Here is an 11,168-nt window from a genome sequence, read left to right on the forward strand (position 1 = left end):
GACTGCGACTGGGGGCGGGAATCATGCCGGGCCTGGCTGGCCAAAGCCCCAATTATCGGGGCGTAAAGATAGTAACGAGGGCGCACGTCACACTCGATGCCTCAGACGGCAGGTGCCGCTCTGCCGATGGTTATTCATCAGAAAAATTGTTACGTGACAACTTCATGACATCAGCGAGCGGTTTGATATATGTGATTTCGCGATTTCCGCTCCACGGCGAATCGTCAACCACGCGTGATGGGGCAGGGCCGCGAGCAGGAAAGCCGCATCGCCGCCACCAGGAACTGCCGCCCGTCGGGGCGGCCGCCGACCGAATTCGCCCGTCTTCGGCAAAACGCCTATAATGATTGGGCAAATTGCCGGAGAAGAGCCATGAGTACGATCGCGTTTCATCCGTCGGGCGTCGCGCACCCGCGCCAGGCCGAGTTCACGATCCTCGAGCAGCTGCTCGCGATTCGCGTGCGCTCGGGCGCCGATCTCGCCGAGCTGGCGAGCGCGCGCGTCGACGTCGCGGTGATCGACCGGCTGTCTGAACGCGGCCTGAAGTCCGATGAACTCGCTTTCATCATCCCGCGGCGCACGCTGAGCCATCGCCGCCAGGCGCACGAGCGCCTGTCACCGGAGGAGTCCGACAAGGCGATTCGCCTGGCGCGCATCGTCGCGCAGGCGACGGCCACGTTCGGCGACCAGGACAAGGCGATGGCGTGGCTGCGCAACGGGCTCCAGCGCTTCGGCGGACGCACGTCGCTCGACATGTCGAGTACCGAGCATGGCGCGCGACTCGTCGAAGAAGCCCTCACGCAGATTGACGAGGGGTACTTCGCTTGACGACGCTGTGGCGGATCAGCAATTACGCGGACCTGAAAGGCGTCGGCGGATTGCGGGCCGGCGGGCGCTGGCATTTTGCCGGGCAGCCCGTCGTCTACCTCGCCGAGCATCCAGCGCTCGCGCTGCTCGAGACGCTCGTTCACTTCGAAATCGCCACCGTCGCGCAATTGCCGAGCGGATACCAGTTGCTTCGCATCGAGGTGCCTGAATCGGTGGACGTTGCCGAGATCGCGGATGGCGATGCGCCGGCCGACTGGCGAGAGAACGTCGACTGGACCCGCAGTGCCGGGACCGAGTGGTTGCATACGCAACCGAGCGCCTTGCTGCGCGTCCCGAGCGTCGTCGTACCGCACGCGCATAACTTCCTGTTGAATCCGCTGCATCCTGCCGCATCCGACATCCGCATCGCGGAAGTCATTCAGTCGCCGTATGACACCCGCATTCTGCGGCTGATCCATTCGAACAAGAGCGAATAGGACTGGCCGCACGTCGTTGCGTGCACAACGCCGATCAGCATTCCCGCGCGCGGTCGGCGCCCGCATCGGGTGCCAGCGTCGGCCGGGTTCACGTGACCGTTGTGTTGCGCAGCACGCGCGGACTCAGGTCGGTTGCGTGAAAGCCGCTCGCGCGCAGCTCGAAGGCGCCGACGATTGTGCCGGTCTGCGAGTCGAAGCGGGCACGGCGCTGCGCGTCACCGACATGGAACATGAAGGCGGCGCGTGGCAGCAACGATCGACGAACGGAACGACCACGCATCGTGGCAAGGGGCCGGGATTTTTCGATTTCCTCGGAGACGTCGCTTGCGGTCGCGCGCTGACCAGCCGCGAGGCGGAGCCGTTCGGCGTCTGCTGGATGACGGCATTCGACAAAATCGACGGCGATCCCGGCGTGCATGTCCGACGACATCGAGCTGATCGCGAGAAGCCAGATTATCTGGCTGCACCGACGGCTGGCCGACACGCGTTCTTTGGGACGCCTACAGGAATGGTCGCTTTCCGTGCTAGCCGATACTTCGTGCGCCGATGCGCCGATGCATGCCATCGAGCGACGCCAATCACGCGCCGAGCGCGATGTTTGTCAAACAGTGTGAGTCAATCGTCAGCATTTGCAACTGAAGTAACAGTCCCCGCAATTCGGTGGTTTTGGACGTTGGCGCGGCTACATTAGCTCCACCTGCCGCACGTCGCGGCGAGGCATGCGACCAGCCGCACGAAGGCGGCCCGCAGCAACAACGTCTTTGGGGAGAATGACCATGAACAAGATTCGCACGATTCTGCTTGGTGCCGCGCTGACGGCAATCGCATCGGCTGCTTTCGCACAAACGGCGCAGACGGGCGCGGAAGGTTCCGCCGGCGTCGGCGCACAAGTCCAGACGCCGCTGCTCGGCGGTGGTGTGGGCGTGCAGGCAGGTGCAGGCGCGAATGCCGCGGGCTCGGGTTCGGGCGCAGGCAGTCTCGTCGGCGGTGCGCTGAACGGCGTGGGCAAGACGGTTGGCGGCGTCGGCTCGGCAGCGGGCAACGCGGTCGGTGGCGCAACGCAGGCAGTTGGCTCGGCAGCCGGCTCGGCGAAAGATGCCGCGGCATCGGCCGTGCACGCGACGAAGTCGCACGTGAAGCATGTCGCGAACTCCGCGAAGAGCCACGTGCAAGGCGCGGTGTCGACGGCGGGTGATGTCGCCGGCGGCGCGAAGGCGAAGGCCGGCGAAGCGCTCGAGGGTGCGACGAACGCGGTGCAGGGCGGCGCTTCGGTCGGCGTGAAGGGTTCGGCGTCGGCACAAGGCGGCGCGCTGTAAGCGATACGCTTCCCGCCAAGGCCCGGCCCGCTTCGATGCGGGCCGGGCTTTTTTCATTGGGCGCGCCACGCATCGTGGTCGCGTTGGTGTGCCGTGGATCGAAACAGGCGGCCCGCGCACCCTCTGCCCATTGCCTGCCCGCCGTGCTTAAATAGCGAGGCTCCCGATCGCCGGGCCGCCCTCGGGCGACGCAGGTCGATTCAGGCAAGCATGTCCGATCGGCATCGTGACGACAGACGACTCCAAAGTGCCGCCCCGGCCTGCCCGGCGTGGTCCGATAACATTCCGAGGCATCACGATCATGACCATCCTGTTCCGTCTTCTCGCGCTTGCCTGCGTGCTGTGGCTCGCGGCGTGCGCGTCGCCGCCCCCGACTGCCACGAGCGCACCGGCCAGCCAGGATGCCGGCGAACGCCGCGGGCTCGGCACCGCGTGGGGCGAGTCGGTGCATTCCGAAACCCGCAAGGTCGATTTCAAACGCGCGGATCCGACGACGCCGACGGATCTCGCGTCGGTCTACTACAACGATGCACTGCCCGGGCATCCGCCCGCGTCGCGGATTCGCCGGTTGCCGACGCGCGTCGTGCTCGCGAACGGCGACATCGCGTTGTCGTTTACGGACGAGAAAGGCGCGCCGCTGCGTCTCGCGCGCAGCGACGGCCGCTGGCACATGGCGGGTGTCGAAGGCGCACGCTACATGATCGTGCTGCGCAACCAGGGGCGCCGCGCGTTCGAGGTCGTGTCGACGGTCGACGGGCTCGACGTGCTGTCGGGGCGGCCGGGTAGCTATGCGAATGGTGGCTACGTGCTGTATCCGGGCCGTACGCTGACGATCGAGGGCTTCCGCAAGAGCCGCGATGAAGTCGCCGCGTTCCGCTTCGCGTCGGTGCCCGACAGCTACGTCGCGAATTCGAAGTACGGCGATACGGCGAACGTCGGCGTGATCGGCGTCGCGCTGTTCGCGCAGAAGGAAAGCGACGAGGAAGCGTTGCGTCGCAATGCGAATCCGTTCCCGGGCAACGACGACGGCTTTGCGCCGCCACCCGCGCCGCGCGGCGAGTGACTCGCACGGGACGAATGTCGCGGGTGCCGCCGGCCGTCGACTTCGGCAGATCATCCGAGGCATCGCGACCGCCGTGTTTCGGGGCGCAGGTTCGTCGAGGCTGCGCGATCACGCGCGGATTGAGGGCGTGGGGTCGTGCACCTTCCCGACGCCCGCTTTCAGGTACCATCCCGACCCGCTGGCGACGGGTGGCATCATCGCCCGGACAAGAGTTGCATCGCGACTATGCAACGGCGACGGTCCGGTTCGTACCTCGCCCGCGTTGCGTCGCTCGACGGCGCACAATGCTTGTCGACATCGCCCCTTCGTCCTGAAACAGAGGAATCTTCGTGAAGTTCATCCACGCGGCAGACATTCATCTTGACAGCCCGTTGCACGGCCTGAGCGCGTATCCCGACGCGCCGGCCGCGCAGTTGCGCAACGCGTCGCGCGAGGCGCTGCGGCAGCTCGTGGATCGTGCGATCGAAGAGGCGGTCGCATTCCTCGTGATCGCCGGCGACCTGTACGACGGCGACTGGAAGGACCACAACACCGGCATTTTCTTCGGCCAGCAAATGGGTCGCCTGCGCAAGGCCGGCATTCGCGCATTCGTGCTCGGCGGCAATCACGATGCCGAAAGCGAGATGACGAAGAAGCTGACCTTGCCCGACAACGTCACCGTGTTCGGCCATCGCAAGCCGGAAACCCATCGGCTGCCGGAATTCGACGTCGCGCTGCATGGGCAGAGCTTCAAGGACAAGGCAGTCGTCGACAATCTCGCGATCGGCTATCCGGATCCCGTGCCGGGCCATTACAACATCGGCGTACTGCACACCGCGCTCGAAGGCTATGCGGCGCATGCGAACTATGCGCCGTGCACGCTGGCGGAACTGCACGCGAAGGGCTACGACTACTGGGCGCTCGGCCACGTGCACGAGTTCCAGCAATGGTCGGGGCCGTCGACAGTCGTGTTTCCCGGCAACCTGCAGGGTCGCCATATCCGCGAGACGGGCCGCCGCGGCGCGGTGCTCGTGACGGTCGAGCAGGGGCGCACGCAGGTCGAGCGCCTGTACCTCGACGTGCTGCGCTGGGAAGCCCTGTCGGTCGACGCATCCGATTGCTTCACGGTCGCCGACCTGTCGAGAAAGATCGGCCAGTCGCTGGAGGCGCTGTTGACCGTCGACGGTGACGTGCCGCGCGCGGTGCGCGTGACGGTCACGGGGCGCACGCCCGCGCACGGTCTTTTCTTCGGCCGAGCGCCGCAATTGCGCGCGGAGGTGCTGAACCAGATCGGCATCATCGGCAATGAACGGCTGTGGCTGGAGAAGGTTCGTCTCGCGACATCCGCGCCCGAGCAGCCGCTGGGCGAGAGCGAGCAGCTCGAGGCGCTGGAGGATCTGAAGCAGATCCTGGCCGACGCCGCGCACGATCCGGATTTTCTCGCGCTGCTCGAACGCGACCTGAAGCCGTTCGTCGGCAAGGTGCGCAGCGACGTGAAGGAAGAGGTGCCGCTGCTGACGATGGCGCGCGCGGGCGAACTCACGGCGCTGGTCGAGCAGGTCGGTCCCGCGTTGCTCGCGCGGTTGGCGAGGGGGGAATAAGCGATGCGCATCAGCCAGCTCGATCTGATCAAGTACGGCAAGTTCACCGACGAGACGCTGCGCTTTCCGTCGGCCGGACAGGATTTTCACGTGATCGTGGGGCCGAACGAGGCCGGCAAGTCGACGATCCGCACGGCCGTGTCGGAACTGCTGTTCGGGATGAAGCTGCAGACGCCGCTCGACTTCCTGCATGCAACGCCTGACCTGCGGATCGGCGGTGTGCTGGAGGGGGGCACCGGCGCGCTCGCATTTCATCGCGCGCGCGGGCGCAGCCCGTTGCGCACGCCCGCCGACGACAAGCTCCCGGACGACTACCTCGCGGCCATTCTCGACGGCGCGACGCGCGAGTTTTTCGAGCAGATGTTCGGGCTCGACCATGGGCGGCTCGTCGACGGCGGCCGGAGCATTCTCGATGCGTCCGACAAGCTCGGCCAGGTGCTGTTCGAATCGGCGGCGGGTGTCGGCACGCTCGGGCCCGTGCGCGAGGAGCTCGACGCGCGTGCGGGCGAGCTGTGGGCGCCGCGACGCAGCGGCAGCGCGTTCGCGCAGGCCGAGACGTCGTTCAACGAAGCGGTCGGCGAACTGAAGGCGGTCCAGGTGCGCACGCGTGACTGGGTCGATCGCAAGGAGGCGCGCGACGCGGTCGAGCAGGAGATCGAGCACGCGCGCGTGGAGCAACGCCGCCTCGAAGCGCTGCGTTCGAAGCTCGAGCGTGTGCGGCGGCTGGCGCCATACCTGAAGGAACTGACGATCAAGGAAGCGGCGCTTGCCGAACTGGGCACCGTCGTCGAGTTGCCGCCGACCGCGTATGCCGACTTGCTGAAAGCGCAAGGCGACCTTGCCGCAGAACAGAAGGTGCTCGAGGAGCGTCGCACGGACCTGCTCGCGAAACGGCAGGCGCGCGATGCGATCGATCCGGACGCCGATGCGCTGGCGCTCGAAGGCGACATCGAAGCGCTCGACCGGTTGCGCGGCGCATGCATGAATCACGCTCAGGATCTGCTGTTGCTCGGCGCGGACGTGGAGCGGCATCTGACCGCCGCGGGCTCCGCGGCCGCGCAGCTCGGCTGGCCGACCGACGAGGCGTCGCTGCGCGCGGCACTGCCGACCGCGCTGTCGCTGAAGACTGTCGCGAATCTCTTGCGCGACCACGGCGCGCTGCATCAGGCGCTGGCCGGTGCGCGGGAGTCGCTCGACGAACGCATGCAGGAACTCGCGCAGGCGCAGGAACAACTCGCGCGTCTGTCTACCGTCGATGTGCCGGAAGTGCTTCGTGCCGCGCTCGCCGATGCGCAGGGCTTTCGCGGCAGCGGCCAGCGCGAACTGGCGCTCGAGCGCGACATTGCCGCCGCCGAGCGCACGCTCGCCGACGCGCTCGATGCGCTCGGCCAGTGGCGCAGGCCGGTCGACGCGCTGCGTGTGCTGGACGTGCCGTCGGCGGCGCGGCTCGGTGCGCTGCTCAACGAAGCAAGCGAGCGCGCGAGCGCGGCGGCCGCCGCGCGCGATGCACGGGACGGCGCGCAGGAAGAATACGAGCGGCTCGAACTGCAGGAGAGACATTTCGCGGAGACCCACAAGGTCGTCACCACTGCCGAAGTGCTGGCGGCGCGCGCGCGTCGCGACGGCGCGTGGGGCGACATCCGCAACGGTGTGGTCGATCTGGCAACGGGCGCGCCGGCCGTCGACGATGCGATCCGCCTCGCCGACGAACTCGTCGACGCGCAGCTCGGCGCCACGCAAGCGGCGGCGACGCTGCAATCACTGCGTCAACAGGTCGAATCCGCGCGTGCCGTGTTGATGCGCCGGCAGGCGGCCATGGACGAGCGCGAACGCGAGCTCGCCGCGCATCGCGACGCGTGGTCCGAACTGGCGACGACGGCCGGCGTGCCCGGCATGCCGCTGGCGGCGATGGGCGACTGGCTCGCGAAGCGCGACACGGTGTTTGCCGCGCAGTTCGAACTTGACCGCCAGCGCCGCGAATTCGCGACGATCCGCGATGCGCGCGCCGGCGCGGAAGCCGCGTTGCGTTCGGCACTGCGTCTGGTCTCGCGCGGCGGCGACGCCGACGGGTTGGCGGCACTCATCGCGATCGCCGAGACGTTCGTGCAGTCGGCGGAGAAGACGCTTGCGCAGAAGGACAGCCTCGAGGACCGCGCGCGCGAAGCCGAACGCGGATGCGCGACGGCCCGTTCGCGCGCGGGCCAGGCCCAGGCCGCCTACGATGCGTGGCAAGCACAATGGCGCGACGCGCTCGCCGACGCGAAGCTGTCCGCGAACGCGGTGACGCTGGCTGCGGCGGAAGGGGCGCTCGGGCTCGCGAATGCGGTGACGGAAGAGCTGGCCGCCGCCGACGCGCCGCGCAACCGGATCGCCGCGATTCGTGCCGAGCTGGCTGCGCTCGAGGCCGGTGCCCGGCGGCTGGCCGAAGCGCTCGAACCCGAATGGCTGGCGAGCGGCAACTGGCTGGACGTCGCGCGCCGGTTGACGATGCGCGTGGCGGCCGCACGGGAAACCGCGCGTGCAATCGATCGTGCCGACGACGCGGTGCGGCAGGCCGAGGGCAAGGTCGCCGACGCGGCCGCCGCGGTGGCGGGTGCGGACGCACGCATTCAGCCGTTGCTGCAACTGGCCGGCGTCGCGTCGATCGACGCGGCGCTGCCGCTGGCCGAACGATCGGATCGGCAGCGCCAGCTTCGACAGGCCGTCGATGCCGCGAAGGAGGCACTGGTACGCGACGGCGACGGGTTGTCCCAGTCGGCCGTCGAGGCCGAGGTCGCGGAACAGGACATCGCCGACGTGCCCGCGCATCTCGAAGCGGTGAAGCAGTCGCTCGACGACGTCGGCAAGCGTCTGAACGCGCTCGCGCAACAGCAGGTCGTCGCCCAGCAGGCATTCGGCGCGATCGACGGCCAAGCGAACGCGGCCGTGGCCGAGGCGAAGCGGCAGGAAGCGCTGGCCGCGATGGGCGACGCGGCTGAACAGTATCTGGAAGCAGCGACTGCGAGCCGTCTGCTGAAGTGGGCGACCGATCGCTATCGCGACCAGAAGCAGGGGCCGATGCTGCGCCGCGCGGGCGAGATTTTCGCGGGGCTGACGCTGGGCGAATTCGCGCGGCTGACCGTCGACACCGAACGGACGCCGCCTGCGCTGTATGCGCGACGCACGAAGGGCACGTCGGTCGAGGTCGCCGGCCTGAGCGAAGGGACGCGCGATCAGTTGTTTCTCGCGCTGCGGATCGCGGCGCTCGAACTGCAGCTCGCGAGCAGGACCGCGCTGCCGTTCGTTGCCGACGATCTGTTCATCAACTTCGACGATGCGCGCGCGAAGGCGGGACTCGAGGCACTGCGCGATCTGTCGACGCGAACCCAGGTGCTGTTTCTGACGCATCACGATCACCTGCTGCCGCTCGTGCGCGACGTGTTCGGCGCGCAGGTGAACGTGGTGGGGCTGGAGCGCGAGGCGGCCGGCGCATGACGGCGCGCGGACCGATGTTCCGATATGTGGGAATGGTCATCGCGTACAGGTAGTATGTGCGGTTCCGAAACGCACGCGACCGGTTCAGCCGGTCGCGGGTCCGGCCACACGAGGGATCAACATGAACAAGCTGGTAGCTGCCATCGCGTTCGCGGCGGACAAGCATCGCAATCAGCGGCGCAAGGACGACGAGGCATCGCCGTACATCAACCATCCGATCGCGCTGGCCGCCGTGCTGGCCAACGAGGCCGGCATCGAGGACGAGCGCGTGATCGTCGCGGCGGTGTTGCACGACACGATCGAGGATACGGAGACCACCGAGCAGGAGCTGCTGCGGTTGTTCGGCAAGGACGTCGCGGACATCGTGATGGAAGTCACCGACGACAAGTCGTTGCCGAAGGACGAGCGCAAGCGCCTGCAGATCGAGCATGCGGCGACCATCAGCCGGCGCGCGAAGCTCGTGAAGCTCGCCGACAAGATCTGCAACCTGCGCGACATCGCACGGCATCCGCCCGCGGACTGGCCCCTCGAGCGCAAGCAGGCGTACTTCGACTGGGCGAAGTCGGTCGTCGACCGGATGCGCGGCGTGCATCCGGGCCTCGAAGGGATCTTCGACGCCGCGTACGACGCGCGGCCGGCGGACTGACGCGCAGCCATGCAGGCGGCCCGATCCCGCTCACGATCAGTCGCGCGGTCGTTGCCCGCGGTGGCGGGTGTCGACGTGGGCGGCGACAAGAAGCGATGCGATCTCGTGATCTTGCGCGGCGCGACGATCGTTTGCCGCGCGGAGCGGATCGCGCCCGAAGCGCTGCCTTCGCTGTGTATCGAGCATGACGTGGTGGCGGTCGGCGTCGACGCGCCGAGCCTTTGGTGGACGGGCAGCGGACGCCGGGCTGCCGAGCAGGCGCTCGCGCGTGAACGGATCTCGTGTTTCCCGACGCCATCGCGCGAGCAGGCCGTGGCCAGCACGTCGGGCTTCTTCGACTGGATGTTCATGGGAGAGCGCGTCTACCGCGCGCTGGCCGACGCCTATCCGCTGCTGACCGACGCGCGCTATGCCGGCGGGCGCGTAAGCTTCGAGACTTATCCGTACGCGATTACCTGCGCGTTGCTTGGCAAGGCGATCGCGTCGGCGAAGCAGAAACGCAACCAGCGCCGGCAATTGCTGACCCAACTCGGGATCGACGTGTCGACACTGCGATCGGTCGACGCGCGGGACGCGACGTTGTGCGCATTGACCGCGCAATACGTGATCGACGGAAACGCGCACGCGTACGGCGATGCGGAAGGCGGGTATATCCGTGTGCCGATCGTCGGCGAGACGATCGTTCTCGATACGCTCTAGTCACGGGCCGCGGCTTGCCGATATCCGTGAACCCGTGACAGGAAGGTGAGCTCTTTCGGGAGAAGCATCGGACACGTTCGATGTCGAGGTGTCGAGCAGCGACAGCCGGTCGGCATGTGCTGGGCAGCTGGCGTGCGCAACATGCAACATATATGCAGTTGACGCACCGCGCGCCTCTCGGCCGGAATGCTCAGTCTTCGAGAATGGACTTCGGCACGCTGGAGAGATCGCAGGCAGCCGCTTGCTCGAAATAGCCTTGCGCATCGTCGATCATCACGACCGCGACGTCGATCAGTTCGTCGAGTCGCTGCAGCAGCGATTCGCGCCATTCGATGTCTTCGTCGCGCTCGGGCGTTTTGTCGAGCTGCTCGATGATCGAGTCGGCCGTCTGCAGGAAGGGGATCGCCTGTTGATAGTTTTCGATCGAGACCATCGCTGCGTTGCGCGCGCCGACGAGTCGTTCGCGATGCTCGTCCGCCAGATCGGACACGCCGCTGATGCGCGGCAGGACATTCGAGATGCGTTGCAGGAGCGGCGGGACCTGTTCTTCGAGCATGACGGCGCGCTCGCGCAGCGCGGCGTATTCATCGCGGAGATCGGCATCGCCGGATTGAGTGGTGCTGTCCATCGTCGGTATGAGTGCGTTGTTCGATCGCGGCATGATACTCGACGACGTGCGCTCTCTTGTTTGTGCCGTGGGGTGGTGTCCGGCGCGAGGCAAATGCGATGCGCTGTTGAACAGAGGGCATATTCAATCTCCTGTATAGGATAGGAGGAAAGAAGGACTCGCTCCGGATTGGTCGCGGGCTCCTCGCGCACCATGCGGTATGCAGGGCGTCAGACCGAAGCCCCCGTGCGCGGCAGCGCACGGGGGCTTTTTCAAAATATTTTCACAAAGGGGTTGCGGAGAAGGGGGCGGGTGCTTAGAATCACGCCTCTTTCGCGCTAACGGAAACGCAGCGCGGAGGAAGAAGGGAAGCGGTGCGGTCGAGGGCGGTGGTAGAACTCCGGCGCACACGAAGTTGAACCCCCGCCGTCGCAACGAAGCAGTTCAGAAAGTTGTTGACGAGCTGAAAAAGACGGTTC

Annotated in this window: 11 protein-coding genes; 9 read left to right on the plus strand and 2 right to left on the minus strand. The window is 67.1% G+C overall.

Going from position 1 to position 11,168, the window contains the following annotated elements; all coding sequences use genetic code 11:
• Positions 1 to 372 precede the first annotated feature (372 nt).
• The gene (gene parS / locus WS45_RS08035) at positions 373 to 828 is read left to right on the plus strand and encodes a type II RES/Xre toxin-antitoxin system antitoxin (RefSeq protein ID WP_006753033.1); all 456 of its coding nucleotides are present in this window, start codon (positions 373 to 375) and stop codon (positions 826 to 828) included.
• A complete protein-coding gene (locus WS45_RS08040; protein ID WP_059530847.1) occupies positions 825 to 1,304 on the plus strand; it encodes an RES family NAD+ phosphorylase in 480 nt (159 codons plus the stop codon). The genes parS and WS45_RS08040 overlap by 4 nt, the downstream gene beginning before the upstream one ends.
• An 88-nt stretch (positions 1,305 to 1,392) precedes the next feature.
• On the opposite strand, the gene WS45_RS36055 is transcribed toward WS45_RS08040, so the two are convergent.
• On the minus strand, positions 1,393 to 1,734 hold the full coding sequence (locus WS45_RS36055) for a hypothetical protein (RefSeq protein WP_257140319.1): 342 nt from the start codon (positions 1,732 to 1,734) through the stop codon (positions 1,393 to 1,395).
• Here WS45_RS36055 and WS45_RS36060 point away from each other — a divergent pair.
• The 7 genes from WS45_RS36060 (at position 1,721) to WS45_RS08075 (ending at position 10,082) form a co-directional block, all read left to right on the plus strand.
• Positions 1,721 to 1,918 carry a hypothetical protein gene (locus WS45_RS36060; protein ID WP_059699294.1) on the plus strand — a complete coding sequence of 66 codons (198 nt, stop codon included), beginning with the start codon at positions 1,721 to 1,723 and terminating at the stop codon, positions 1,916 to 1,918. The two genes, WS45_RS36055 and WS45_RS36060, sit on opposite strands and share 14 nt — an antisense overlap.
• 162 nt (positions 1,919 to 2,080) lie before the next feature.
• Positions 2,081 to 2,620 carry a hypothetical protein gene (locus WS45_RS08050; RefSeq protein ID WP_059699296.1) on the plus strand — a complete coding sequence of 180 codons (540 nt, stop codon included), beginning with the start codon at positions 2,081 to 2,083 and terminating at the stop codon, positions 2,618 to 2,620.
• Positions 2,621 to 2,921: 301 nt separating this feature from the next.
• A complete protein-coding gene (locus tag WS45_RS08055; protein WP_059699298.1) occupies positions 2,922 to 3,683 on the plus strand; it encodes a hypothetical protein in 762 nt (253 codons plus the stop codon).
• A gap of 329 nt (positions 3,684 to 4,012) precedes the next feature.
• The gene (locus WS45_RS08060; RefSeq protein ID WP_059699300.1) at positions 4,013 to 5,263 is read left to right on the plus strand and encodes a metallophosphoesterase family protein; all 1,251 of its coding nucleotides are present in this window, start codon (positions 4,013 to 4,015) and stop codon (positions 5,261 to 5,263) included.
• 3 nt (positions 5,264 to 5,266) lie between these two features.
• Complete coding sequence (locus WS45_RS08065; RefSeq protein WP_059699302.1) at positions 5,267 to 8,737, plus strand: ATP-binding protein; 3,471 nt, start codon at positions 5,267 to 5,269, stop codon at positions 8,735 to 8,737.
• 121 nt (positions 8,738 to 8,858) lie between these two features.
• Positions 8,859 to 9,383 carry an HD domain-containing protein gene (locus WS45_RS08070; protein WP_059699304.1) on the plus strand — a complete coding sequence of 175 codons (525 nt, stop codon included), beginning with the start codon at positions 8,859 to 8,861 and terminating at the stop codon, positions 9,381 to 9,383.
• 9 nt (positions 9,384 to 9,392) lie between these two features.
• Complete coding sequence (locus tag WS45_RS08075; RefSeq protein WP_059699306.1) at positions 9,393 to 10,082, plus strand: DUF429 domain-containing protein; 690 nt, start codon at positions 9,393 to 9,395, stop codon at positions 10,080 to 10,082.
• A 190-nt stretch (positions 10,083 to 10,272) separates the two neighbouring features.
• On the opposite strand, the gene WS45_RS08080 is transcribed toward WS45_RS08075, so the two are convergent.
• Positions 10,273 to 10,743, minus strand: coding sequence for a hypothetical protein (locus WS45_RS08080; RefSeq protein ID WP_059530870.1), 471 nt, complete (start codon positions 10,741 to 10,743; stop codon positions 10,273 to 10,275).
• Positions 10,744 to 11,168 lie beyond the last annotated feature (425 nt).

Origin of the sequence: Burkholderia sp. RF2-non_BP3 (assembly GCF_001522185.1) — a bacterium.
In the GTDB taxonomy this organism is placed as follows: domain Bacteria; phylum Pseudomonadota; class Gammaproteobacteria; order Burkholderiales; family Burkholderiaceae; genus Burkholderia; species Burkholderia diffusa.

Coding starts and splice junctions, on each gene's coding strand:
- WS45_RS36055 (WP_257140319.1), bottom strand. CDS start 1,734: ATGTCGTCGGACATGCACGCCGGGATCGCCGTCGATTTTGTCGAATGC.
- WS45_RS08070 (WP_059699304.1), top strand. CDS start 8,859: ATGAACAAGCTGGTAGCTGCCATCGCGTTCGCGGCGGACAAGCATCGC.
- WS45_RS36060 (WP_059699294.1), top strand. CDS start 1,721: ATGTCCGACGACATCGAGCTGATCGCGAGAAGCCAGATTATCTGGCTG.
- WS45_RS08065 (WP_059699302.1), top strand. CDS start 5,267: ATGCGCATCAGCCAGCTCGATCTGATCAAGTACGGCAAGTTCACCGAC.
- WS45_RS08050 (WP_059699296.1), top strand. CDS start 2,081: ATGAACAAGATTCGCACGATTCTGCTTGGTGCCGCGCTGACGGCAATC.
- WS45_RS08080 (WP_059530870.1), bottom strand. CDS start 10,743: ATGCCGCGATCGAACAACGCACTCATACCGACGATGGACAGCACCACT.
- parS (WP_006753033.1), top strand. CDS start 373: ATGAGTACGATCGCGTTTCATCCGTCGGGCGTCGCGCACCCGCGCCAG.
- WS45_RS08055 (WP_059699298.1), top strand. CDS start 2,922: ATGACCATCCTGTTCCGTCTTCTCGCGCTTGCCTGCGTGCTGTGGCTC.
- WS45_RS08075 (WP_059699306.1), top strand. CDS start 9,393: ATGCAGGCGGCCCGATCCCGCTCACGATCAGTCGCGCGGTCGTTGCCC.